The organism is Flagellimonas profundi (assembly GCF_017313275.1).
Lineage (GTDB): Bacteria > Bacteroidota > Bacteroidia > Flavobacteriales > Flavobacteriaceae > Flagellimonas > Flagellimonas profundi.
On sequence record NZ_JAFLNM010000003.1, the window covers coordinates 233,408 to 259,435 of the forward strand.

Here is a 26,028-nt window from a genome sequence, read left to right on the forward strand (position 1 = left end):
TTATCCAAGTTCTTTTTGCAACAAATCCAATCCTTCCCTGATTATTTGTTGGTGTGGTTGTTTTGATATGCATATGAATTCTGTCAATGAGAAATCCTCGGGAGCCACTTCATAAAGACCCAATTGCTCCATTTCATCCAAATCTTTTACCATACATGCCTTCAACAATTGAAGCGGGTAAATATCCATTGGAAAAACCTCTTCGTATTGACCGGTTACCACAAATGCTCTATGTTCACCATTGGTATTGGTATCGAGGTCGTATTTCTTTTTAGGCTGCAACCAAGAAAACGTCAATGCCCTGGTTGTTGAAATTTTATTGAATACAGGTTTGTTCCATCCGAAGAACTCATAATCGTCGCCCTCTGGAATGGCAGTAACCGTATTGTTATAAAAACCAAGATGTCCTTCAGTGTTCGTCTTGGTCCCAGTAAGCACATCTCCATTGATTAATCTAAACCTATCCACTTTTACGCCACTTGCATACAAAAAAGTAGAGATTTCGGCACCGATTTTGGTCTTGTAATACTTTGGATCCTTTATCACCGAACCGGCCAATGCAACAATTCTTTCTGCATTGAACTTACCTGTCAACAACAGCTCACCCAACATTACAAGGTCCTGTGGAGACAAGGTCCATACCACTTCACCCTTATTTACAGGATCGATCTTGTTGATCTGGGTGCCCACCAAACCGGCTGGATGCGGACCAGATATCCTGTGAAGCTCAACCCCCTTAAGGTCCCTAAGCGGAGACATACTCGATTTCTCGATTGTCACATGGATTTTACCGGGTGTCATTTTACCCAATGCGATTACAGCCGCTTGAATCTCCTGCTCCTTATCCTTTAAAATAAAGTCAGGGTCTGCTGCCAAAGGTGCTGTAGCATAGCCCGAAATAAAAATAGCTTTTGGGGTTGCATTTGGGTCAGCGATCACATCATAAGGTCTTTGCTTGATGAAAGGCCATCCACCACACTGCAAGAGGTAGGATTTAATGGCTTCTCCATCTGCCGTATCCAAATCCGGCACCTTATTTATTGCGTAATCTTGTTCTTTATCCGCAAGGATCTTTAACGTTAAAATTTTTCTTCTTGCCCCCCTAACAATTTCGACAAGTTCGCCACTCACAGGAGAAACAAAGTGCATAGCCTCATTGTTCTTGTTATAAAAGAGAGCTTCGCCCGCTTTTACCTCTTCCCCTTGTTTTATCAACATTTTTGGAGTGATTCCGTGGAAATCATCTAGGTTCAGGGCATACACGTTACTGGTAACGGCTTTGGAAATAGTCTGCTCTGCAGCCCCTACGAGGTTGATGTTCAACCCCTTTCTAATCCGGATGTCTTTAGACATATTGTTGTAGACCTTTTGTTATCAAAATCGGACGCAAAAATAGCACTAAAAGGATTGTTTTCATAATAATTAACCATAAAATTGGGATTATGGCGAGCTTAATTCAATAGGCATACTTTTTGTTTACCTTTACCTTAAATTTATACTATTGACGCGCTTTACCTACATTCTGCTCTCATTAAGTTTCGTTGCCACCTCATCTTTTGGACAGGTTTTGCAAGAAGTAAACCCTCCCAATAATATAAAAACAGTGGTTTTTAAAGGTCCAACTGAAGACCAATTTCCCGTAGTGCAACTTGGGGAATCAATGACCCTGGAGTTTGATGACCTAACTGCCAACGAACAGGATTACTACTATAAAATTATCCATTGCGATTACGACTGGACCCCTTCCCAACTACTAAAATCCCAATACCTATCGGGAGCGGACAACCAGAGAATAATAGATTACGAAAACAGCTACACCACCCTGCAGCCCTACTCCAATTACAGATTATCAATTCCGAACGAAAATGTTAAACTAAAAGTTACGGGCAACTACATCCTGGAAATTTACAATAGTTATGGTGACCTTCAATTCTCCAGAAGGTTTGTTGTATTCAGGGATGCAGTTTCCGTTGCCGGCACCGTAAAAAGATCTCGTGACTTCAATTTTATAAACACCAAACAGGTTGTTCAGTTCAATATAAATACGGCCGGCTTTAACGTAGTCAACCCTAAAAAAGAAGTTAAAGTGGCCATTATCCAAAATCATCAATGGCCTACAGCGCTTTACAACATCAAACCTCAATTCACCATTGGAAGGGAACTCGTGTACAAATACAATGAAGAAACCAGTTTTTTTGGAGGAAACGAATACCTGAACTTTGACACCAAGGACCTTCGCTCACCTACGTTTGCCATAGCGAATATAGAAATGAGAGATGTGTACCACCACTACCTATTTACCAGTGAATACAGGTACGACAAAGCCTACACATATTTCCCGGACATTAATGGGGATTTTGTGGTAAGGACCCTCCAAGGAGAAGATGTATCCAGAGAGGCAGAATATTCCAAAGTCCATTTTAGCCTCCCATATTCCAATATGATCGGCCTGGACAATGTATATGTTATTGGCAAGTTCAACAACTACGCATTGGAAGAAGAAAACAAAATGATCTTTAATGAAGAAACCGGAAAATTCGAAACGACCCTAATGATCAAACAAGGTTTCTATAATTATAAATATATTGTACAAAAGGAAGATAGGACCATCGAGCCCAATCTTGTGAGCGGAAACTTCCACTTTACCGAAAACAACTATTTGATTCTGGTCTACTACAGGGATTTCGGGGACATGTACGACAGTATAATAGGTATAGGCTCCGTTAACTCCAGAAATATCAGCAATTAATTATCTTTAGACCTAAATCCTGAAAAAAGGTATGGGGAAAAAAGATGGTTTGATTACCAAAGGTCGCTACGAGCTCAAGTTTAGAGGCGTAAAATGTCTAAACTGTGGCCACCCTTTGGACATTAGTGACAAATACTGCCCTAATTGCTCCCAAGCCAATAGCACCAAGAAACTAACACTAAGAGATTTTTTTGATGAGTTTTTCTCCAGTCTTATCAATTACGACTCCAAACTGCTAAAAACATTATACGCATTACTGTTAAGGCCGGGAAGAATCACCAAGGATTATGTGAACGGAAAAAGAATAACCTACACCAACCCGTTTCGGTTTTTATTGAGCTTGGCCTTTTTATACTTTTTAATGTTCACTTACAACAACCGTTTTTCCAATTTGGATGAGGCAGCCAAAAATTTCAACGGCACCATATACAACGGTCCCATTGGCTTTGACCTAGGCTCTGGCAATTTGGAGGTGGATAGTGTAGCCCTGAAAGAACAATCTAAAAACGCCATGAAAAAGTGGGATTCGTTAAAAAAGGTGAATCCCGATATTTTGGCAGGCTTCCAAAAGTTCGATTCCATTAAAAATGATGACTCCGAAATGTCATCACAATTAAAATATCTGGATTCCCTGGGCGTATTGATGGAGGGGGCAAATGAAAAGAAAAAACAAAAAGATTCTTTTATAAATGCCGACCCCGTGGGGTATTATAAGAGTATTGAAAAGGAATCGGGCATGGGTGCATTTTCAAAAAAAGCTCAATTTTTTGGGACGTACATTAAAAAAGACACCTTATACAACTTTGAACAAGCCCAAGCCAAGTATAATATTGAAGGGACCACGACCAATAAAATGGCTTTCAATTTTTCCAACAGTGTCTGGAAGGTAATGAGCCAACCTGGCACGTGGCTCAACGATACCATATCCAAGCTCCCCTTCGTCATATTTTTCTTTTTGCCAGTGTTCACAGTGTTCATTTCACTGGTTTACATCAGAAATAACTATACCTACACCGATCATCTTATTTTTAGCTTTCACAATCAGTCACTCTTATTTATATTGCTCATCCTTAGCTTAACGGTGGATGCAATATTCGACACGAGCAGCGCGGGGATTTTCTTGCTCATATTTGGCTTCTACCTATATAAGGCGATGCGAAAATTTTATGGACAGGGAAGGTTTAAAACAATTATGAAATACATCTTTCTGAACACAATTTTTATGATCCTGGCATTTCTCACGATCATAGTAACGTTTACGGGAAGTGTCTTTACCTATTAATGGATATGTTTACACAGGTAACAAAAGGAATTAAAGTATCGGTGAGCACCTCTTTTGAAGGTACTTTCTTTAAAAACTACAAAGTGCACTATGCGTTCGGCTACACCATAACCATAGAGAACCAAAGCAAGGATACCGTACAACTTACTGCAAGGCACTGGGATGTGTTCGACGCCCTCAAAGAGATGGAAACCGTTGACGGAGAAGGCGTAATTGGCCGCAAACCTGTGATAAAGCCCGGCAAATCCCATACCTACAGTTCGGGTTGCTTGTTGGCTTCGCCAGTCGGTGCCATGCGCGGACATTACAATATGGTCAACTTCACCAATGCAGAGGAATTTAAGGTGGAAATTCCAACATTCAAGTTTATGGCACCCTTCGCCATAAACTAAGCCACATCATTTTATATTCCTTGTAGGTTTCACTACCTTTGATAGAATTGTTAATCTTTAAAAATATTTCTATGGGAAAAGGATTTTTTCAAGTTCCGACCGCATACAACGAGCCTGTTTTGAGCTATGCTCCGGGTTCCCCAGAACGAGAAGAAGTACTAAAACAATACAAAGCGTTTTATAACGATAAAGTGGATGTACCACTTTACATCGGAAGCGAAGAGATAAAGACCGGCAACACCAAGCCCATGTCTCCCCCACATGACCACAAACATATTGTTGGACACTATCATTTGGCGGAAAAAAAACATGTGGAAAAAGCCATTTCCAATTGTTTGGAGGCAAGGGATGCCTGGGCCAACTTAACTTGGGAGCAACGCGCGGCCATTTTCTTGAAAGCTGCTGAACTTATTGCCGGGCCATACCGTGCAAAAATGAACGCTGCCACCATGATCGCCCAATCCAAAAATATTTATCAGGCCGAGATTGATTCAGCCTGTGAGATTGTGGACTTTTTGCGTTTCAACGTCGAGTATATGTCCCAAATTTATGGCGAGCAGCCAGAATCCTCCGAAGGAGTATGGAACCGCGTGGAATATCGTCCGCTAGAAGGTTTTGTATACGCCATTACCCCTTTCAACTTTACCGCCATTGCAGGAAACCTTCCTGCCAGTGCCGCTATGATGGGCAACGTGGTGGTATGGAAACCAAGCGATAGCCAAGTCTATTCAGCAAAAGTTATTGTGGACGTATTTAAGGAAGCTGGTCTTCCCGATGGTGTCATCAATGTGGTTTATGGAGATCCCGTTATGATTTCGGACACCATATTGGCCAGCCCTGATTTCTCCGGTATACACTTTACCGGTTCTACCAATGTATTTAAGAACCTTTGGAAACAAATAGGAAACAACATCCATAACTACAAAACATATCCACGAATTGTAGGTGAAACCGGGGGCAAGGACTTCATTATTGCGCACCCGACGGCTAAACCGCAACAAGTGGCCACTGCCATAAGCCGAGGTGCTTTTGAGTTCCAAGGCCAAAAATGTAGTGCAGCATCCAGGGTGTACCTACCAAAATCAACAGCTGATGAAATTTTGGAATTGGTCAAGAAGGACATTGCCTCTTTTAATAAGCCAGGTTCTCCTGAGGATATGAGCAATTTTATCACGGCTGTGATTCATGAAGGCGCTTTTGACAAGTTGGCCAAGTATATTGACCAGGCAAAATCAGATGATGACGCTGAAGTGATCGCCGGAGGTAATTACGATAAATCCAAAGGATATTTTATAGAGCCTACCGTAATTTTGACCACTAATCCAAAGTATGAGACCATGTACACCGAACTCTTTGGCCCCGTGGTTACCATTTATGTATACGAGGACAAAGATTGGAGTGAAACCTTAAAGTTAGTGGATGGAACATCCGAATACGGGCTTACCGGAGCTGTGCTTTCCGCAGATCGCTACGCGATTGATGAAGCGACAAAAGCATTGCAAAATTCTGCTGGTAACTTCTACATCAACGATAAGCCAACAGGAGCCGTTGTAGGGCAACAGCCTTTTGGTGGGGCAAGAGCCTCTGGAACCAACGACAAGGCAGGCTCCATGCAAAACCTATTGCGTTGGGTATCGCCAAGATTGATCAAGGAAACTTTTGTAACACCTGAAGATTATAGATATTCATTTTTGGGATAAACCCAAAATCACCTATTTTAAAGGCCGTCATCTAATAATGACGGCTTTTTTTATTAATCTAACTTTTTTAAACATGCCCAGACCCTATATTTTAGCCGAGACCAACTGGAAACATCTGAAGGACGAATCTTTTGACCTGGCCATTTTGCCCTGGGGCGCGACCGAGGCCCACAATTACCATTTACCTTATGCTACCGATGTTATTGAAGGAACGTCCATTGCAGAGGAATCGGCCAGGATCGCCTGGGAACAAGGGGGCAAAGTTGTAGTACTGCCAACGATTCCCTTTGGAGTCAACACAGGACAATCGGACATATATATGGACATGAACCTGAATCCGAGCACCCAATTTGCCATATTAAAGGACCTGATTACCGTATTGGACCGTCAAGGCATCAAAAAGTTTATGATCCTGAACAGTCATGGTGGGAACAACTGGAAGGCCATAGTAAGAGAACTTGGATTGCTTTTCCCTGAGATGTTCCTCTGCGTTACCAATTGGTTTACATTAGGTAGTGAATCGGGTGTTTTTGATTTTCCAGGTGACCATGCCGGTGAGATGGAAACCAGTCTAATTCTGCATTTGACCCCCGAATTGGTATTGCCCACACAGGATTGGGGCGAGGGCAAAGAATTTAAAAACAAAATCAAAGCTTTTTCCGAAGGATGGGCCTGGACCGAGCGACCTTGGTCCAAAATAACGGAAGACACAGGAGTTGGCGATCCAAGAAAAGCCACCAAGGAAAAGGGCGAGGTATTTTTTAATTTGGTCTGTGCCAAAATGGGACAACTCTTTATAGATATTGCCGAAGCGGACATGGACGAACTATACAAATGAACCCTAAGCGCAACAAGAACAACAAGAACAACAAGAACAACAAGAACAACAAGAACAACAAGAACAACAAGAACAACAAGAACAACAAGTTAATCAAACATAAAACAACTAAAAAGGCAATCTCCCCACAATTTATATGTAAATTTAACGTTAACTAATTGTAAACTAAATGTAATATAATTATATTTACTATGTTAAATCCATTAGTTATGACAGCACGAATCAATGCATGGTGGAGATTGATGATTAAAAAATATCAGCAATTATGGAAATTTGCCAAGGACTACGCCAGAAAGTGTAGATTGGTCTATAAGCGCATGTACAGTATATAATTTAACCCTTATACTTCTGGGGCAAATACACTACTTTTTTTGTCTCGAAGAAATCCTCCTCAAAATACTCGTTTAAATCAAATACCTGGACGGTTTCGTAACCTTTCAGTTCTTCCGTAAGATCCCCTCCTTTTAGGTAGAGTATGCCGTTTTTACGCTGATGGGCAGATTCTTTTTTGATTTTTCCCTTTGTCCAATGTACAAATGTGGGCATTGCAGCAACAGCACGGCTTACAATAAAATCGAACTGCCCGGGAATATCTTCAACACGGGAGTGATGGGTCTCCACATTTTGTAGCCCCAAACCTTCGACCACCTCATTCACCACTTTTATTTTTTTTCCGATGGCATCTACAAGGGTAAATTTTACGTTTGGAAACAAGATGGCCAATGGAATGCCCGGAAAACCTCCGCCGGTTCCAACATCCAAAATTTCCGAACCTTCATTGAATACTTGTATTTGTGCAATACCCAGAGAATGAAGAACATGGCGTAGATACAACTCATCGATATCCTTTCTGGAAACCACATTGATTTTTTGGTTCCAGTCTTTGTACAACACTTCCAACTTTTCAAACTGTGCCTTTTGTTCTTCGTTGAGCGTCGTAAAATATTTATAGATAAGTTCGGCTTTCATGTTACAAACATTATTTTTACAAAGCTAATACTTTTGACGACCTTAACACCGTTCTAACAAAACCTTGGTAACTCTGAAGAAGCATTTTAGTTATCTTTGTAAAAACTTTTTTTATGAATAAGAATACCGTCCGGTTTTCAAGAAGAGATTCCGCACAATTTTTCAGAACACTGAACAAGAGAGTAAACGAATACTTTAAAGAAAACAACCTTAAGAAGACCGGGAACTGGAAACTTCACTTAAAAACCATTGTGATGTTTGCCATTTTTTTGACCCCTTACTTTTTAATCTTAACCCTTAATTTGCCTTTTTGGGGCTACTTGCTACTTTCCATTACCATGGGCGTAGGAATGGCCGGAGTGGGTATGAACGTGATGCACGACGGGAACCATGGTGCATACTCCAACAAAAAATGGGTGAACAAGCTTATGGGAAGCAGCATCTATATCTTGGCTGGAAATGTTTACAACTGGCAAGTCCAGCACAATGTACTGCACCACACCTATACTAACATTCACGAGCACGATGAAGACATGGAAGCTGGAAGAATCTTAAGATTCTCCAAGCATGCAGAGTGGAGAAAACATCATAAGTTCCAACATTACTATTCCATTTTCCTATACGGTCTATTGACTTTCAATTGGGCCATTACAACGGATTTCCAACAGATGTACCGTTACATGAAAAGAAAATTGAGCTACGGAAAACTACCGAACCGAGTAATCAATTGGAGTACCTTGGTCATAACCAAAATCATTTATTTGACCATTTGGATTGTACTGCCCTTAATTTTTGTTGATATTGCTTGGTGGCAAGTGCTTCTTGGTTTCTTTATCATGCACTATGTGGCTGGGGTAATCCTAAGTGTGGTATTTCAATTGGCACACATTGTGGACCATGCCGAAACACCATTACCTGACGAAGAAGGGAACATGAAGAACACCTGGGCCATCCACCAATTGTTTACTACAGTGAATTTTGGTACCAAAAACCGAATTGTAAACTGGTTTACCGGCGGATTGAATCATCAGGTAGAACACCATATTTTCCCTAACATCAGTCACATTCATTACACAAATATTTCGAAAATTGTGAAACAGACTGCTCAGGAGTTCAATTTACCTTATCACGAGTATAAAACTACCAGAAAAGCTATAATTTCGCACTTCAAACACTTAAAGGAGCTGGGCAAAAAACCAGCGCTTCAGTATCAGTAAAAAAGAAGTACCAATGAGCAACCATCTATCTGACAGGATCAAGAATATGTCCACGTCAGCAACCCTGGCCATGGCCGCCAAAGCACGGGAATTAAGAAATGAAGGAAAGGATATTATCGGTTTGAGCTTGGGGGAACCCGATTTCAACATTCCTGATTTCATCAAAGAGTCCGCTAAGCAGGCCATTGACGATAATTATAGCAGCTATACTCCTGTTGATGGGTATGCAGATTTAAAAACTGCCATCTCCAACAAGTTTAAAAGAGACAACAATCTTGATTATGGATTAAACCAGATCGTGGTTTCCACTGGAGCGAAACAATCGCTCTTCAATGTGGCCATGGTAGTTCTTAACCCTGGTGATGAAGTCATCCTTCCCGCACCTTATTGGGTAAGCTATAGCGACATCGTAAAACTGGCCGAAGGCGTTCCCGTGGAGGTTCTTACTCAAATCGACACAGATTTTAAAATGACACCCGAGCAATTGGAAGCGGCCATTACGCCAAAAACCAAAATGCTTTGGTTCAGTTCTCCTTGCAACCCCAGTGGATCGGTATACAGCAAGGAAGAATTGGAAGGTTTGGCTGAAGTACTTAAAAAACACCCCGATATTTATGTGGTTTCGGATGAAATTTACGAGCACATCAATTTTGCAGGCGGACATGTTAGTATAGCTGGTATTGATGGCATGTACGATAGAACCATCACCGTAAACGGAGTATCAAAAGCTTTCGCCATGACGGGATGGCGTATCGGTTACATCGGCGCCCCTGAATGGATCGCCAAAGGATGTACCAAATTACAGGGCCAGGTTACCAGTGGCGCCAATGCCATTGCACAACGTGCCGTTATCACTGCTTTGGAGGCTCCTGTGAGCAAAATCAAGTTCATGATCGATAAGTTCCACGAAAGAAGAGACCTCGTTCTAGGACTTTTGGGAGAAATAGAAGGGTTTAACCTGAACGTACCAGAAGGTGCATTTTATGTATTCCCCGATATCTCGGCATTCTTTGGAAAAACATTGAACGGCGTTACCATCAACAATGCATCCGATTTTTCTCTTTACTTATTGGAGCATGCCAATGTTGCCACAGTTACAGGCGAAGCATTTGGAAATCCAAATTGTATCCGTATATCCTACGCAGCATCAGAAAAAGATTTGAAAGAAGCCATTTCAAGAATAAAGGCCGTTCTTTAATTTATAAACAGGTCATGCTGAATTTATTTTCAGCATCTCTTATTCATATAAAAACCTCTTGGAGTTAACTTCAGGAGGTTTTTTTTACGTCTTTCTCCAGAAATAAGGAGTTAGTACAATCAGTACGGTAAAGAGTTCCAAACGTCCCAAGAGCATCAAAAAGCTACACCACCACTTTCCTGCATCAGGAAGGCTGTTGTAATTGCTGACAGGGTTCAAACTGCCTAAGGCCGGACCAACATTTCCCAAAGACGAGGCAGCCCCTCCTACTGCAGACACAAAATCCAAGCCCAAAAATCCCAACACCAAGGAGCCAATAATAAAGAGCAACATGTACAGCACAAAAAAGGCCACTACATTATAAACAATATGCTCAGTTACTGTTTTTTGATTGTAGCGAACGGGTATTACAGCGTTGGGATGCAGTGTTCTTTTAAATTCCAGAATACCATTTTTGATAATCAACAGGTGGCGCATGACCTTGATTCCTCCCGCCGTTGAACCAGCTGAACCTCCGAGGAACATCAAACCAAAAAAGAAAACGGTTAAAAATGGTGTCCAAGAGGTAAAATCCGCAGAAACAAAGCCTGTTGTAGTTACTACTGCTATGACCTGAAATAAAGTATGCCGAAAGGCACTTTCCGCCTCGCCCAATACCATTGGATGAAAATCTGACATAGGTACATCCGCCCTAAAATACACTCCTAAGGCTGCAATAATGGCAAATACCGCTATAAACCCAAAGTAATATTTAAACTCTTCATCTTTAAAAACACGTTTTACCCGCCCTGTCAAGGCAAAATAACTGAGCACGAAATTACTTCCGGCCAAAAACATGAAAAGAATGATGATATATTGGATCAAAGGTTGATCGTTCCAAAAGGCCAGACTTGCATTCTTTGTGGAGAACCCTCCTGTTGACATGGTGGCCAATGCATGATTGATGGCATCAAAAAGCGACATGCCCGCAAACTTCAACAATAAGGTTTCCAGAACGGTATATCCAAAATAGATGAGCCACAGTCTTTTCGCGGTATCCGTAATCCTAGGATGCAGTTTATCCCCGCCCGGACCTGGTGCCTCGGCAGCAAACAACTGCATGCCCCCAATCCCCAAAAGAGGTAAAATAGCTATAGCCAGCACAATGATTCCCATACCACCAATCCAGTGGGTTAGGCTTCTCCAGAGCAGCACCCCCTCGGGAAGCGACTCAATATCGTCTAAAATCGAAGCTCCAGTAGTGGTATAACCTGACATGGTTTCGAAAAAAGCATCTGTGATCGAGGGAATTGCACCTGAAAAAAGGTAGGGCAACATTCCAGAAATGGACATGACGATCCATCCGAAGGTAACTACGATATACCCCTCTTTCTTTTTGACCTCCTTTTTATGCCCTCTGGTGTAGAACATGGCCATCATACCAAAAAGCATGGTCACAATGGCAGCCAACATAATATCCATTGTGGCACCATCTTTATAAATACCGCTGGCAAGTGCCGCCAAAAGCATGAAAGACCCATTGCAAAGCAATAGAAGCCCCATGATGTGGATGATGATTCTGGTATTCAGCTTCATTATAGGAATAGCTTTTCAATCCGTGGAATGGCTTTGGGCAAACAGCAGACCACTACCTTATCCCCTTCGGCAATCCTAAAATCACCAAGGGCAATAATCCCCTCTCCATTTCGGATAACCCCACCAATACTTGCCTCTCTTGGAAAGTTCAGTTCACGTATGATCTCTCCGTTCACCAATGAGGATGCTTTTACCTCAAATTCCAAAATCTCGGCATTCAAATTGTTCAATCGGGTAAGGGCAAGAACCTCCCCTTTGCGGATGTACCTGAATATGCTATTTGCTGCAAGGAGTTTTTTATTGATCAGGGTATCCACCCCGATGGAATGTGACAATTGGAAATAGTCCATATTCTCCACCAAGGCGATGGTCTTTTTGATTTTTTTGTTTTTTGCGACCAAACAGGACATGATGTTGGTCTCGGAGTTCCCTGTTACCGCGATAAAAGCGTCCATGGACTCCAAATTTTCCTCATCCAAAAGCTCCACGTTTCTACCATCTCCATTTATGACAAGCGCATGTGGCAGTTCATCGGCAATATCGAAAGCCTTTTCCTTGTTCTTTTCAATAAGTTTTACATTGAACTTTTTATTGCAAAGGTCTCGGGCTGTTTTGTACCCGACCTTACTTCCTCCTAGGATCATCACATTTTTGATGTCCTGCTTTTGCATACCGGAAAGCTTGTAAAGTTCTTCGACCCCTTTGTCGGAAGTAATGAAGTATACCTGATCACCTTCTTTAAATACGGTATCTCCTCTGGGAATCAAGGTAAATTGAGTTCCCGTGCGCTGTAACGCGATGGGCATAAAGTTTAGTTCCGGAAATATTCTCGCGGCCTCTTTTACCATCTTTCCCACAAAAGGTGCGGTCTTGGGCAGGATTACACCGAACATGGTCAACAGTCCTTCTTCAAATTGATAGGTGTCATTAAAGGCCGATTGATTAAGCATCAACTGTATTTCCATAGCTGCCAGGCGTTCAGGGGAAATAAGCTCATCAATACCCAACTCGTCAAACTTTATAAGCTCCCGATTGTCCATAAACTCTGTATTGGAAATTCGGGCCATGGTACGTTTACATCCCAATTGTTTGGCAAGAACACATAGGGTTAAATTGGTTGTTTCCGAAGCGGTAACCCCGATTACAAGATCGGAACCGGCCACTTGGGCATCCTGTAACACCTGAATGGATGTAGCATCGCCGCGGAGCACCCGGATATCCAAATGGTTATCTGCATAGGACAGTCTTTCCTTGTCGGTATCGATCAAAGTGATATCCTGAGCTTCGTAAGACAGTAATTTTGCCAAATGAAATCCAACTTCACCAGCACCTGCAATTATGATTCTCATTGATTAGAATAGGATGTGTTCTTAAATAATTTCAATTTGCACGCTACAAATGATACTAAGAATAGGTATGCCATATGTAAACTACATACTTTTAACCAAATAGAGGAAATAAATCCTCTTAGAGGCCAAAATTACACAAATATTTTTGTCTACATCCCTTTACCTAAGTTGTATATTTGCCAGCAAATTAAAGCGATGTCGAAAAAGGTAACGCCCTACAAAGAATCCGAACTCGGGAAGAAAGAACAGGTAAAACAGATGTTCGATACTATTTCTGGAAATTATGATGGCCTCAACCGCGTGATTTCCTTTGGAACCGATGTTAAATGGCGTAAGCGCATTGTAGCTTTTTTAAAGGACAAGTCCCCGAATTCCATTTTGGATATAGCTACGGGCACTGGCGACCTCGCCATTGCCATGATAAAAACAGGGGCCGAAAAAATAGTGGGGCTCGACCTATCCCCTGGTATGCTTGAAGTGGGCAAGAAAAAAGTATCTAACAAAAACTTGCAAAGCACCATAGAAATGGTTGTTGGGGACAGCGAAAACCTCCCATTTGAGGAGAATTCTTTTGATGCCATTACCGTTGCCTTTGGCGTTCGTAATTTTGAGAATCTGGAAAAAGGTCTGGAAGAAATCTATAGGGTCTTGAAACCGGGAGGTCATTTTGTGGTGCTTGAAACCTCTGTTCCCACCAAAACCCCTTTTAAACAAGGCTATAAAATCTACACCAAGCATATAATGCCGACCATTGGAAAACTGTTTTCAAAGGACAGGTCCGCCTATACCTATTTAAGTGAATCGGCATCAGTTTTCCCCCATGGGGAGGCTTTCAACAATATTTTGAAGAAAATTGGGTTTATAGGTGTAGAGAACAAACCACAGACCATGGGTGTAGCATCCATTTATGTCGCTTCAAAATAGATTAATGAAAAATCTCCTTATCCTTTTTGGACTGATTGTATTGTCGAACAACTTCGCAAACGCCCAGTTTGGTGGAGAACCCATTCTAAATCTTCAAAACGAGGACAAGAAATTTTTGAACTGGGGATATTATCTCGGATTTAACCAGTATGATTTTCAATTTGAATACAAAGAAGATATTGGCAGAGACATTTTGGTGGATAAAAGTTTTGGCTTTAATGTGGGTTTGATCGGTGAACTCAGAATCAATGAGTTTTTGGATGCCCGTTTTGAGCCCGGCTTGCTGTACACTTCGAGAACTTTGGGCTTTCCAGGTTTCACTTCCGAAGCAGAAGCTATTCGGGAGGTCCGTTCAACCTATATCCGCTTTCCACTATTGATCAAAGCCAGCACACGTAGAATTGGAAACTGGAAACCTTTTATTGTTGGAGGGGTCTACACATCTATTAATCTAGGTAGCCAAGAAGACAGCTTGGATGACAATAGCAGTGGACAATTTAGGATGAAACAAAATGTTTACGGCTACGAACTGGGATTCGGAATTGATTTTTATACAGAATACTTCAAGTTCACACCATCAATACGCGGTGTTTTTGCCCTTACGGATGAATTGGTTCCGGATGCCGACCCCAACAGCCCTTGGACTGGAAACATCAATGCGATGCGAACCAGAGGCATCTTCATCAATTTTACTTTTGAATAAACTACCCTCTTCGTATTTCGTTAAGTAGAATAGCTGTGGCAGTAGCCACATTAAGACTTTCGGTCGTTGAACCTCCATATTGGGGAATGGAAATTTTTTCCGTAATAAATGCCCCCACTTCTTTAGAAATCCCATTGGCTTCGTTGCCCATTATCAATATGCCCTTATCTGGAAAATCCTTGCTGTGAACCGATTCACCATCCATATAAGCTCCATATACAGAAAGACTTGCCTTGTTCAGGAATTCCTTCAAATCAACATAAGAAATCTGGACCCTGGCTATGGACCCCATTGTGGCCTGCAGGACTTTGGGATTATAACAATCCACGGTATCCGTTGAGCAAATGAGTTGTTTTATCCCAAACCAATCACAAAGTCGAATGATGGTTCCCAAATTGCCGGGATCCCGGACCGCATCCAAAGCTACCACCCAGTCATTGGCAGCACCACTATGGGGTTCAATCATATAAAAAACACCCAACACACCATTGGGATGTGTTAGGCTACTCATTTGTTTCAACTCCTTTTTGGACACCAATAAAGCTTCTTTGAATTTTCCCATAGACCCAGGATCATCCACAAAAACCTGAAATGGTTTAACTCCCGCCAATAACAATTCATTCACCACCTTTTCTCCTTCGACCACGAAGAGTCCGTGTTGAGATCGGTACTTTTTTTGCTTTAGGCTAACAACTAGTTTAATTTGGTTTTTTGTAACCATCAAAATCGTGTATTTTTGGCGTCTATGAGGGGTTCTTTAGGTCTAATGTGCAACTGGGCAAAAATAGGATTATTGTTGCTTTTGCTAAGCATTTCGGGTTGCAATACCTTAAAAAAAGTTGGGGAGGATGAATTATTGCTCACTAAAAACTCCATTTTGGTCAACAATGAAAAAGTTGGCGACAGCGAAATCAAGGGACTTATCACCCAAAAACCCAACAGCAGCGTTTTGGGCTACCCATTAAAGTTAAACCTTTACAACCTTGCCAAGGAAAACCCCGATTCATCTTTTCAAGATTGGTTGCACCGAAAAGAAAAAAGGGAAAAACGACTCAATAACCTACTTTCCGAAAAGCAGGTCAACAGACTGAGCGAGTCGTTCCTGGTAAAAGGATACAGCGAATTTTTAAAAAGAATCGGTGAGCCTCCAGTAATAATCGATACGGCCGAAACCAATGAATCCATAAATAATCTAAAAGCTTACTATAATACAAAGGGTTACTTTAACAATACAGGCTCCTACCAAATCATAGATGGCAAAAAGAAAAGGGCCAAGATTGAATATAACATAACCCTAAACAAACCATATATCATAGATACGATCCAAAAAAATATCACCTCTCCGGAATTGGATTCGATCTATAAAAAAGCTTCCAGACAAAGTCTTGTAAAAAAAGGAGAACAGTTCGATTTGGAGAAATTTACCTTGGAACGCGAACGCTTGACCACACTTTTCAGGAATTCTGGGGTTTATAATTTTCAGGAAAGCTCCATCAACTACGATATATTGAGGGACACAACGGTTGCTAGCAACGATAATTTGATGGATGTCCAATTAAATATCAAAAAGTTCAGGAGTACAAGCGACACTACGGACACCGGTACCCCATACAAGGTAGCTCGGCACAAAAAAATCAATATTTATGCCGATTACAACATCAACGGTGCCACCGACACCTTACAAAAGGTGGAATATGAAAACTACAATATTTATTATAACAACAAACTCAGGTACAAACCCAAAGCTCTTGCCGATGCCATTTTCTTTGAAAAAGATAGTGTTTATAGGGATTTGGACAGGATACGTACCTACAGGCAGATCACCAACCTGAACACCTTTAAATACCCCAATATTGATTTTACCCCCGACTCCACACAGACAGGATTGGAAACAAATATTTATTTGGCGGCAAAACCCAAATATTCGCTTAACCTCAATTTTGATGTAACCCACTCCAACATTCAGCAAGTAGGTACTGCCTTCAGTGCTTCGGTAATTACACGAAATGTATTTGGAGGTGCGGAGACACTGAATGTAAGTGCCAGGGGATCCATTGGATTGTTGAGTGATGCCTCCCTGTCCAATGAAACCTTTACCTCTGAGCTTGGTGGAGATATCAACATTACGTTTCCTAGAATATGGTTGCCGTTCAACACCGAAAGGATAATTCCTTACTATATGTTACCACAAAGTAGGTTATCGGCCGGTACCAATTTTCAACGAAACATTGGTTTGGACAAACAATCCCTTAATTCCATACTATCCTACAACTGGTCCCCCTCCGACCGCCTTAAAAATAATATTGAATTAGTGAATGTGGAGTATGTTCGAAACGTGAACCCTGATAATTTTTACAACGTATACCGAAACACTTTTTCCAATTTGGACAATATAGCTGATGAGTTCCAGGACGACCCCCAATACGCATCCTATTTTGAACCCATACAAGACGAAGGTGAAGACCCGCAACTAGATATTCCAACCGGAGCCAATGATTTTGCCCGTGCTGTTCTGAACGGCTCCATACAGGTAAGTGAAGCGCAATTTGACCAAGTAAACAGTATTGAGGAAAGGCGAAGAAGACTTACTGAGAACAACCTGATCTTTGCGACCAACTATACACATACCAAAAACAGCAAATCAGGGATAAACGATCTGGATTTTTATCAGTATCGTATAAAACTGGAAAGCGCTGGGGGCATGCTCTCCGTTATCAACAATATTTTACCTTTTAACAAAAACCCCGATGGGCAGAATCTAGTTTTCGGTGTTCCCTATTCCCAATATGTGAAAACCGAATTCGATTATATCAGGCATTGGGAAATCGGGGGCTCCCAAGTTATTGCCTTCAGAAGTTTCTCGGGCTTGGCCATTCCATATGGCAATTCCGACAATATACCTTTTGTTCGCAGTTATTTTGCCGGGGGGTCCAATGACAACCGTGCTTGGAATGCTTACGAACTGGGGCCCGGTAGAACCGATAATGTCAATGATTTTAACGAAGCCAATTTAAAACTGTCCCTAAACCTCGAATACCGATTCCCGATTGCAGGGGATGTAAAAGGGGCTCTTTTTGCAGATGCCGGCAATATCTGGAACGTGTTCGACAATGAAACCAACCCAGAAGCCATCTTTAGCGGTTTTTCATCGTTAAAGGATATTGCATTGGGCACCGGGGTTGGGCTACGGTACGATTTCACCTATTTCGTTTTTAGGTTGGATGTAGGCTTCAAGACCTATAATCCCGCTAAAGTTGGATCAGATCGGTGGTTCGATGGTTACAACTTCAAAAGAGCCGTCTTCAACATAGGGATCAATTATCCTTTCTAGAGCAAATATTTTATTACTTTTGTCTCCTATTTAACTCGAAACCAATATAACTATGTCCCACAATATAAAGCCCGGTGTTGCAACCGGTGATGAAGTACAAGCAATTTTCAATCATGCCAAAGAAAATGGATACGCGCTTCCGGCGGTAAACGTAATCGGTTCGGACAGTATCAACGCCGTAATGGAAACCGCCGCCACATTGAATTCTCCTGTAATTATTCAATTTTCGAATGGAGGAGCACAGTTCAATGCAGGTAAAGGACTTTCAAACGATGGCCAAAAAGCTGCAATTCTTGGAGCTGTTGCCGGTGCAAAGCACGTTCACCAATTGGCTGAGGCCTATGGTGCAACCGTAATCCTTCATACAGACCATTGCGCTAAAAAATTATTGCCTTGGATCGATGGGCTATTGGATGCCAGTGAAGAGCACTACAAAGAAACAGGGAAATCTCTGTTCAGTTCCCACATGATCGACCTTTCCGAAGAGCCGATCGAAGAAAACATTGAAATCTGCAAAGGATACCTAGAGCGCATGAGCAAAATGGACATGACTTTGGAGATTGAATTGGGAATCACAGGAGGTGAAGAAGACGGTGTGGACAACACCGATGTTGATGATTCCAAATTGTACACTCAGCCAGAAGAAGTGGCCTTTGCTTACGAAGAACTTTCTAAAGTAAGCCCAAAATTCACCATCGCCGCGGCGTTTGGTAACGTACACGGGGTTTACAAACCTGGTAACGTAAAATTGACTCCAAAAATCCTTAAAAACTCTCAAGAGTTTATCACCGAAAAATACGGAGTTGAACACAATCATATCGATTTTGTATTCCACGGAGGTTCCGGTTCCACTTTGGAGGAAATTAGAGAAGCCATTGGTTACGGGGTAATCAAAATGAACATCGATACCGATTTGCAGTATGCCTTCTTGGAAGGTGTTAGGGATTACATCCAAGGCAAGGCCGATTACCTTCAAACACAGATTGGAAACCCTGATGGTGACGACCAACCCAACAAAAAATTCTACGATCCACGAGTTTGGCTCAGAGAAGGTGAAAAAACTTTCATCGCTCGTTTGAAAAAAGCCTTCGAGGATTTGAACAACGTTAATACTTTGTAAGCCTTTGTCTAACTAAATATTGATTGCATGTCGTCTTGGTTTAAAAGAAAGGAAAAAGGAATACAAACAGCTACTGAGGAGAAAAAAGATACCCCCAAGGGATTATGGTATAAATCTCCTACTGGCAAAATTGTTGAGGCCGAAGATCTGGCCAAAAACTTCTATGTAAGTCCAGAAGATGATTATCACGTTCGCATCGGTAGCAAAGAATATTTTGAGATTCTTTTTGATGATAACAAGTTCCGTGAACTTGACACAAAAATGACTTCCAAAGATCCCCTAAAGTTCGAGGACACCAAAAAATATTCAGACCGTTTAAAAGCAGCCCAGAAAAAAACAGGATTAAAAGATGCCGTGAGGACTGCCGTTGGCAAATCACAAGGGAAGGACATTGTGGTTGCCTGTATGGATTTTGCCTTTATCGGAGGTTCCATGGGAAGTGTGGTAGGTGAAAAAATATCGCGCGCTATCGATGTGGCCAAAAGGAAGAAGATTCCATTTGTCATGATTTCCAAATCAGGTGGAGCACGTATGATGGAGGCTGCCCTATCGTTGATGCAGCTAGCAAAAACCTCTGCGAAATTGGCCCAATTGGCAGATGCGAAAATACCTTACATTTCGTTGTGTACGGACCCCACCACGGGAGGAACAACAGCCTCGTACGCCATGTTGGGAGACATCAACATAGCTGAGCCGGGCGCATTGATCGGGTTTGCGGGTCCTAGAGTTGTAAAAGACACAACAGGAAAAGATCTTCCTGAAGGTTTCCAAACATCCGAGTTCCTTAAGGAACATGGTTTCTTGGATTTCATCACCCATCGTAGGGATTTGAAGAAAAAAATCAATCTATATATAGATTTGATCACCAATCAACCTGTAAGAAATTAATAAAAGCCCCTGTATATTTGGGGCTTTTTTGTTTTATCTATCTGAATCCATGGATTGAACTGGCTTAAATGTTTATTTAATAAGCACATTAATTTCAAATAAAAGCATATCTTTGCACGCTGATTGAAGGTCAATCAATACATAAAAATCATTTAAATAATATTGGAATGTATTTAACAAAAGAAGTAAAAGCCGAAATTTTCAAGAAACACGGCGGCTCTGAGAGCAACACTGGTTCTACGGAAGGGCAAATTGCATTGTTCACACACCGTATCAACCATTTGACAGGACACCTTAAAAGGAACCACAAAGATTATAACACTGAGCGTTCTTTGGTGGCATTGGTAGGTAAAAGACGTAGTCTTTTGGATTACCTAAAGAAAAAAGATATTGCAAAATACCGTTCCTTAATCAAGGAATTGAATATTAGAAAATAAAAAACATAAGGGGAGGCTTAGGCTTCCCCTTTGTTTTGGTTGAACTTGTTTCAACAACAAAAAGTCCCGGTTAATAACAGGGCAAACACAAAAAGCTACAAATAGTTTTTCATTGGTCAAGTGCCCCTAGGCACACACAACAACAACACAACCCGACCGCCCGGATGGCGGTAGACCAAATGTTTAACAACCCTTCTTAAAAAGTAGGGTAAGATTATTTTTATGATTCCAAAGACATTCAAAGAGGTCATAGACCTTGGTGACGGTAGGGAGATTTCTATCGAAACCGGAAAACTGGCAAAGCAGGCCCATGGCTCTGTTGTTGTCCAATCTGGCAAGTGTATGCTATTGTGTACGGTTGTCTCCAATTACAAAGCTGCGGATGTGGACTTTTTACCACTTACCGTGGATTATCGTGAAAAATTTGCGGCTGCCGGGCGTTATCCAGGTGGTTTCTTTAAAAGAGAAGCAAGACCAAGTGACGGAGAGGTATTGACCATGCGTTTGGTGGACAGGGTATTGAGACCTTTGTTCCCAAAAGATTATCACTCCGAGACACAGGTAATGATTCAGCTAATGTCGCACGACGAAGATGTTATGCCTGATGCCATGGCCGGATTGGCTGCTTCCGCTGCCATTCAACTTTCGGATTTCCCATTCGAATGCGCCATATCCGAAGTTCGTGTAGGTAGGGTAAACGGCGAGTTGATCATCAACCCGACCAGAGCACAACTTAAAGAGTCCGACATCGACATGATGATCGGTGCCTCTGCAGATTCTGTGATGATGGTTGAAGGTGAAATGGACGAAATTTCCGAGGAGGAAATGGTAGAAGCCATCAAATTTGCCCACGAAGCCATTAAAGTACAATGTGCCGCCCAGGTAAAATTGGCCGAAGCTTTCGGTAAAAAAGAAGTTCGTGAGTACGAAACTGAAGCTGAAGATGAAGATCTTCAGAAAAAAATACACGACATGGCCTACGATAAGGTCTATGAAGTGGCCAAAGCTGGTTCATCCAAGAAAGAACGTGGTGAAGCATTTGCTGCTATCAAAGAAGAAATCAAAGCATCTTTCTCCGAAGAAGAGTTGGAAGAAATTGGTGATTTGGTTTCCAAATACTATCACAAAGCCGAAAAAGAAGCTGTTAGAAACCTTACTTTGGAAGAAGGGCTTCGTTTGGACGGCCGTAAAACTACAGATGTAAGACCAATTTGGTGTGAAACCGATTATTTACCATCCGTACACGGTTCTGCCATATTTACACGTGGTGAAACACAAGCTTTGGCAACCGTTACTTTGGGTACATCCAGAGAAGCTAACCAAATAGACATGCCATCTTACGAAGGTGAAGAAACATTCTATTTGCACTATAACTTCCCTCCTTTCTCAACAGGTGAAGCACGACCAATTCGTGGTACATCCCGTAGAGAAATTGGACACGGTAACTTGGCACAACGTGCTCTTAAAGGGATGATTCCAGAAGATTGTCCGTATACCGTTCGTGTAGTTTCCGAAGTGTTGGAATCCAACGGTTCCTCCTCCATGGCTACTGTATGTTCCGGTACTATGGCATTGATGGATGCTGGTGTTCAGTTGAAAAAACCTGTATCCGGTATTGCCATGGGATTGATCACGGATACAGAAACTGGTAAATATGCCGTACTATCCGATATCTTGGGTGATGAAGACCACTTGGGAGACATGGACTTTAAGGTGACAGGTACCGAAGACGGTATTACCGCTTGCCAAATGGATATTAAAGTAAAAGGACTTTCGTACGAAATCTTGGTAAAAGCCCTAATGCAGGCCAAAGACGGTAGAATGCACATTTTGGGCAAACTTACCGACACCATTGCCGAGCCAAGAGAAGAAGTTAAATCTTACGCACCGAAAATTGTGACCAGAATCATTCCTGGTGAATACATTGGTGCACTTATTGGAAAAGGTGGTGAAGTTATTCAAGAGCTTCAGAAAACAACCAACACTACCATTGTAATCAACGAAGACCCGGATACCGAAGAAGGTATCGTGGAAATTCTTGGAACAGATCAGGATGGTATCGATGCCGTATTGGCCAAAATCGATGCTTTGATGTTCAAACCTGAGGTTGGAAGTGTTTATGAGGTCAAAGTGATCAAAATGCTGGACTTTGGAGCAGTGGTGGAATACACCGAGGCACCGGGGAACGAAGTATTGCTTCACGTATCCGAATTGGCATGGGAACGTACAGAAAATGTATCCGATGTAGTGAACATGGGTGATGTTTTTGATGTGAAATATTTCGGTATCGACCCAAGGACCAAAAAGGAGAAGGTATCAAGAAAAGCCTTGTTGCCAAAACCTGAAGGTTACAAAGAACGTCCACCTAGAAATGATAGAGGTGACCGTAGAGGTGGTGGCGACCGCAGAGGTGGCAACCGCGACAGAAAACCAAGAAGGGATTAGTTTCAGCACAATCCTGAACCATAAAAACAACCCCGGGGTAAATACCTCGGGGTTTTGTTTTTTTAAAAAAATGTAACCAAAATGTAACTTTTTGGTTTTTTGAACGTATAACCTAATGAGCTCCGGTTCACAAATTTAATTTGAAGGGATTTTTTAGATGAGACAGTTAAAGATTACAAAACAGGTTACCAATAGGGAAACCGCTTCGTTGGACAAGTATTTGCAGGAAATCGGCAAGGTGGATTTGATCACCGCCGATGAAGAGGTGGAGTTGGCACAGCGTATTAAAGCGGGAGACCAAGTAGCCTTGGAAAAATTAACTAAAGCCAACCTTAGGTTCGTGGTTTCTGTGGCAAAACAGTACCAAAACCAAGGATTGACACTTCCTGATTTGATCAATGAAGGAAACTTGGGGCTGATCAAAGCCGCACAGCGTTTTGATGAAACCCGTGGATTTAAATTTATTTCTTACGCCGTTTGGTGGATTCGTCAATCCATTCTACAAGCATTGGCAGAGCAATCCCGTATTGTTCGTTTGCCCTTGAACAAGATTGGATCCATCAACAAAATCAACAAAACATTTGCTTTCTTGGAACAAGCACACGAGCGTCCACCATCCGCAGAGGAAATTGCCAAAGAATTGGACATGACAGTGGAAGACGTGAAGCAATCCTTGAAAAACTCAGGCCGCCACGTATCCATGGATGCTCCATTGATCGATGGTGAAGATTCCAACCTTTACGATGTATTGCGCAGTGGTGAATCTCCAAACCCGGACAAGGAACTTTTGCACGATTCCCTTCGCACCGAAATCGAGCGTGCATTGGAAACCCTTACCCCTCGTGAGGCAGATGTAATCAGACTTTACTTTGGTTTGGCAGGACAACACTCCATGACCTTGGAAGAAATCGGTGAAACTTTTGATTTGACCAGAGAAAGAGTTCGTCAGATTAAAGAAAAAGCAATCCGTAGGTTAAAACATACCTCCAGAAGTAAGATTTTGAAAACATATTTGGGGTAAAGTGTGAAAAACACCCTATAAATTACAGTTAAACTATCCTTAAATTTGATTTTTGGCAAGAAAGTTGTAATTTAGTAAGATATAACAGTTTATCATGACTGTTCGTTTTTTGATTGATGAATAAACTCCGGCTGATTACCGGAGTTTTTTTCGTTTAAGGATGGCTGTAATTGGCTAACTTTGTAACATGAACAAATCAATGATCGCTCCTTCGCTTTTGGCATCCGACTTTGCCAATCTTCAACAAGAAATAGAAATGGTGAACCAAAGTGATGCCGATTGGTTTCATTTGGATGTTATGGATGGTGTTTTTGTTCCGAACATTTCCTTTGGAATGCCAGTCATACAAGCTATTGCCAAACATGCCAAAAAACCATTGGACGCACACTTGATGATTGTTGATCCGGACAGATATATCAAAACATTTGCTGATTTGGGGGTAAATCATTTGACCGTTCATTATGAGGCATGTCCACATTTGCACAGAACCTTACAAGCCATTAAAGCAGAAGGAATGAAAGCTGGAGTGGCCATTACCCCTCACACCTCCGTGAGATTATTGGAAGACACTATCCAAGATATCGACATTGTTATCGTAATGAGCGTTAACCCAGGGTTTGGGGGACAATCCTTTATCGAGAATACCTATCAAAAAGTGGCCGACCTAAAAGAATTGATCAACCGCAAAAACACGAACACCTTAATTGAAATTGACGGGGGCGTAAATGCGGAAAATGCAAAGAAACTGATCGAGACTGGAGCGGATGTTCTGGTTGCGGGCAGTTTTATATTTAAGAGTGCCAACCCGATCGAAACCATTAAAAAATTAAAAGAAGAAATAGCGTAATGCAGCAATTTGATGTTGTCATCATTGGAGGCGGTCCTATCGGAATAGCATGTGGCCTAGAAGCCAAAAAACAGGGTATTTCCTATATCATTATAGAAAAAGGACCCATTGTGAATTCCTTGTTTAACTATCCTGTGAACATGCAGTTCTTCTCTTCTTCCGAAAAGCTGGAGATAGATGAGATACCGTTCATTAGCAAGGAGGCCAAACCCAAACGCAACGAAGCATTGGAATATTACCGAAGGATCGTGACCTCAAACAAGCTCAATATCCATCTTTTTGAAAAGGTATTGGATACCGAAAAACAGGGAGAAGTGTTTTTGGTCAAGACCGATAAAGATGAGTACCAAGCCAAAAATGTAGTTGTGGCGACCGGATTTTACGACCTCCCAAACAACATGGAGGTTCCTGGTGAGGATTTGCCCAAAGTATCCCATTACTACAACGACCCACACTTTTATGCAAGTCAAAAATTGGTGGTTGTAGGTGCCAGTAACTCCGCCATAGATGCCGCTTTGGAATGTTGGCGAAAGGGTGCAGAGGTAACCCTTGTTATTCGAGGTCCGGAAGTGGGTCCCCGCGTAAAATATTGGGTACGCCCCGATATCATCAACCGTATTGAGGAAGGGAGTATTAAAGCGTACTACAATTCCACTGTAAAGGAGATAAAACCGCATGAAATTATCATCAATTCACCGGAAGGGGAAGTTACTTTGGAAAATGATTTTGTGTTGGCCTTGACAGGATATCGTCCCAATTTCGCCTTTTTGGAAAAACTGGGCATCACTTTGTCCGACGACCCAAAAAGACTCCCTACCTACGACCCTGAGACCATGGAGACCAATATTGATGGGCTATTTCTGGCAGGTGTCATTTGCGGGGGCATGGAAACCCACAAATGGTTCATAGAAAACTCACGTATCCATGCGCCAATTATCATGAATGCCATCAAGAAGAAAATGGGAGTGGCAGAGGAAAAATCTTGATTTGAGTTAACATTTGTCGCTTTTACAGAAGGGCTTCCCTACATATATGGTTATATT

Annotated in this window: 24 protein-coding genes; 19 read left to right on the forward strand and 5 right to left on the reverse strand. The window is 41.8% G+C overall.

Annotated elements, in window-relative coordinates; all coding sequences use genetic code 11:
* Positions 1-1,353, reverse strand: a complete 1,353-nt coding sequence (locus J0654_RS14500; protein WP_207029832.1) for a Na(+)-translocating NADH-quinone reductase subunit A — start codon at positions 1,351-1,353, stop codon at positions 1-3.
* A 148-nt stretch (positions 1,354-1,501) separates the two neighbouring features.
* Here J0654_RS14500 and J0654_RS14505 point away from each other — a divergent pair, with 148 nt between their 5' ends.
* The 7 genes from J0654_RS14505 (at position 1,502) to J0654_RS18380 (ending at position 7,293) form a co-directional block, all read left to right on the forward strand.
* Positions 1,502-2,749, forward strand: a complete 1,248-nt coding sequence (locus tag J0654_RS14505; RefSeq protein ID WP_207029833.1) for a type IX secretion system plug protein — start codon at positions 1,502-1,504, stop codon at positions 2,747-2,749.
* A 31-nt stretch (positions 2,750-2,780) separates the two neighbouring features.
* Positions 2,781-4,031, forward strand: a complete 1,251-nt coding sequence (locus J0654_RS14510; protein ID WP_207029834.1) for a DUF3667 domain-containing protein — start codon at positions 2,781-2,783, stop codon at positions 4,029-4,031.
* A 5-nt stretch (positions 4,032-4,036) separates the two neighbouring features.
* Positions 4,037-4,423: a Co2+/Mg2+ efflux protein ApaG gene (gene apaG / locus J0654_RS14515; protein WP_207029835.1), complete on the forward strand. Its 387-nt coding sequence runs from the start codon at positions 4,037-4,039 to the stop codon at positions 4,421-4,423.
* Between the two features lie 71 nt (positions 4,424-4,494).
* Entirely contained in the window at positions 4,495-6,123 is a 1,629-nt protein-coding gene (pruA, locus tag J0654_RS14520; protein WP_207029836.1) for an L-glutamate gamma-semialdehyde dehydrogenase, read from the forward strand.
* 73 nt (positions 6,124-6,196) lie between these two features.
* Positions 6,197-6,961, forward strand: a complete 765-nt coding sequence (locus J0654_RS14525; RefSeq protein WP_207029837.1) for a creatininase family protein — start codon at positions 6,197-6,199, stop codon at positions 6,959-6,961.
* Positions 6,958-7,119, forward strand: a complete 162-nt coding sequence (locus J0654_RS14530) for a hypothetical protein (protein ID WP_207029838.1) — start codon at positions 6,958-6,960, stop codon at positions 7,117-7,119. The genes J0654_RS14525 and J0654_RS14530 overlap by 4 nt, the downstream gene beginning before the upstream one ends.
* A gap of 51 nt (positions 7,120-7,170) precedes the next feature.
* Positions 7,171-7,293: a hypothetical protein gene (locus J0654_RS18380; protein ID WP_262896931.1), complete on the forward strand. Its 123-nt coding sequence runs from the start codon at positions 7,171-7,173 to the stop codon at positions 7,291-7,293.
* A 1-nt stretch (position 7,294) separates the two neighbouring features.
* Here the strand turns inward: J0654_RS18380 and rsmG are convergent, their stop codons facing one another.
* Positions 7,295-7,930: a 16S rRNA (guanine(527)-N(7))-methyltransferase RsmG gene (gene rsmG / locus J0654_RS14535; RefSeq protein ID WP_207029839.1), complete on the reverse strand. Its 636-nt coding sequence runs from the start codon at positions 7,928-7,930 to the stop codon at positions 7,295-7,297.
* 113 nt (positions 7,931-8,043) lie between these two features.
* Between rsmG and J0654_RS14540 the strand changes: the two genes are divergently transcribed.
* Together J0654_RS14540 and J0654_RS14545 are read left to right on the forward strand one after the other, a co-directional pair.
* Positions 8,044-9,147, forward strand: coding sequence for a fatty acid desaturase family protein (locus tag J0654_RS14540; RefSeq protein WP_207029840.1), 1,104 nt, complete (start codon positions 8,044-8,046; stop codon positions 9,145-9,147).
* A gap of 13 nt (positions 9,148-9,160) precedes the next feature.
* A complete protein-coding gene (locus tag J0654_RS14545; RefSeq protein WP_207029841.1) occupies positions 9,161-10,345 on the forward strand; it encodes a pyridoxal phosphate-dependent aminotransferase in 1,185 nt (394 codons plus the stop codon).
* A gap of 84 nt (positions 10,346-10,429) precedes the next feature.
* Here J0654_RS14545 and J0654_RS14550 read toward each other — a convergent pair whose 3' ends face one another.
* Both J0654_RS14550 and trkA read right to left on the reverse strand, forming a co-directional pair.
* Positions 10,430-11,920: a TrkH family potassium uptake protein gene (locus tag J0654_RS14550; protein ID WP_207029842.1), complete on the reverse strand. Its 1,491-nt coding sequence runs from the start codon at positions 11,918-11,920 to the stop codon at positions 10,430-10,432.
* The gene (gene trkA / locus J0654_RS14555) at positions 11,920-13,269 is read right to left on the reverse strand and encodes a Trk system potassium transporter TrkA (protein ID WP_207029843.1); all 1,350 of its coding nucleotides are present in this window, start codon (positions 13,267-13,269) and stop codon (positions 11,920-11,922) included. Before trkA ends, J0654_RS14550 begins: the two co-directional genes overlap by 1 nt.
* A 195-nt stretch (positions 13,270-13,464) precedes the next feature.
* Here trkA and ubiE point away from each other — a divergent pair, with 195 nt between their 5' ends.
* Complete coding sequence (gene ubiE / locus J0654_RS14560; RefSeq protein WP_207029844.1) at positions 13,465-14,193, forward strand: bifunctional demethylmenaquinone methyltransferase/2-methoxy-6-polyprenyl-1,4-benzoquinol methylase UbiE; 729 nt, start codon at positions 13,465-13,467, stop codon at positions 14,191-14,193.
* A gap of 4 nt (positions 14,194-14,197) precedes the next feature.
* Positions 14,198-14,896 carry a type IX secretion/gliding motility protein PorT/SprT gene (gene porT / locus J0654_RS14565; RefSeq protein WP_207029845.1) on the forward strand — a complete coding sequence of 233 codons (699 nt, stop codon included), beginning with the start codon at positions 14,198-14,200 and terminating at the stop codon, positions 14,894-14,896.
* A gap of 1 nt (position 14,897) precedes the next feature.
* Here porT and J0654_RS14570 read toward each other — a convergent pair whose 3' ends face one another.
* On the reverse strand, positions 14,898-15,617 hold the full coding sequence (locus tag J0654_RS14570) for a TrmH family RNA methyltransferase (protein ID WP_207029995.1): 720 nt from the start codon (positions 15,615-15,617) through the stop codon (positions 14,898-14,900).
* A gap of 24 nt (positions 15,618-15,641) precedes the next feature.
* On the opposite strand from J0654_RS14570, the gene tamL reads away from it, so the two are divergent.
* The 8 genes from tamL (at position 15,642) to J0654_RS14610 (ending at position 25,971) form a co-directional block, all read left to right on the forward strand.
* On the forward strand, positions 15,642-18,227 hold the full coding sequence (gene tamL, locus J0654_RS14575) for a translocation and assembly module lipoprotein TamL (RefSeq protein WP_207029994.1): 2,586 nt from the start codon (positions 15,642-15,644) through the stop codon (positions 18,225-18,227).
* Between the two features lie 52 nt (positions 18,228-18,279).
* The gene (gene fbaA, locus J0654_RS14580; RefSeq protein ID WP_207029846.1) at positions 18,280-19,347 is read left to right on the forward strand and encodes a class II fructose-bisphosphate aldolase; all 1,068 of its coding nucleotides are present in this window, start codon (positions 18,280-18,282) and stop codon (positions 19,345-19,347) included.
* 27 nt (positions 19,348-19,374) lie between these two features.
* Complete coding sequence (gene accD / locus J0654_RS14585; protein ID WP_207029847.1) at positions 19,375-20,235, forward strand: acetyl-CoA carboxylase, carboxyltransferase subunit beta; 861 nt, start codon at positions 19,375-19,377, stop codon at positions 20,233-20,235.
* Positions 20,236-20,402: 167 nt separating this feature from the next.
* A complete protein-coding gene (gene rpsO, locus J0654_RS14590) occupies positions 20,403-20,672 on the forward strand; it encodes a 30S ribosomal protein S15 (protein ID WP_207029848.1) in 270 nt (89 codons plus the stop codon).
* A gap of 222 nt (positions 20,673-20,894) precedes the next feature.
* Complete coding sequence (locus J0654_RS14595; RefSeq protein WP_207029849.1) at positions 20,895-23,117, forward strand: polyribonucleotide nucleotidyltransferase; 2,223 nt, start codon at positions 20,895-20,897, stop codon at positions 23,115-23,117.
* Between the two features lie 157 nt (positions 23,118-23,274).
* Positions 23,275-24,138 (forward strand): sigma-70 family RNA polymerase sigma factor, encoded by an 864-nt coding sequence (locus J0654_RS14600; protein ID WP_100817395.1) that lies wholly within the window; start codon positions 23,275-23,277, stop codon positions 24,136-24,138.
* Positions 24,139-24,325: 187 nt separating this feature from the next.
* Complete coding sequence (gene rpe / locus J0654_RS14605) at positions 24,326-24,985, forward strand: ribulose-phosphate 3-epimerase (RefSeq protein ID WP_207029850.1); 660 nt, start codon at positions 24,326-24,328, stop codon at positions 24,983-24,985.
* A complete protein-coding gene (locus tag J0654_RS14610) occupies positions 24,985-25,971 on the forward strand; it encodes a YpdA family putative bacillithiol disulfide reductase (RefSeq protein ID WP_207029851.1) in 987 nt (328 codons plus the stop codon). Before rpe ends, J0654_RS14610 begins: the two co-directional genes overlap by 1 nt.
* Positions 25,972-26,028: the final 57 nt, after the last annotated feature.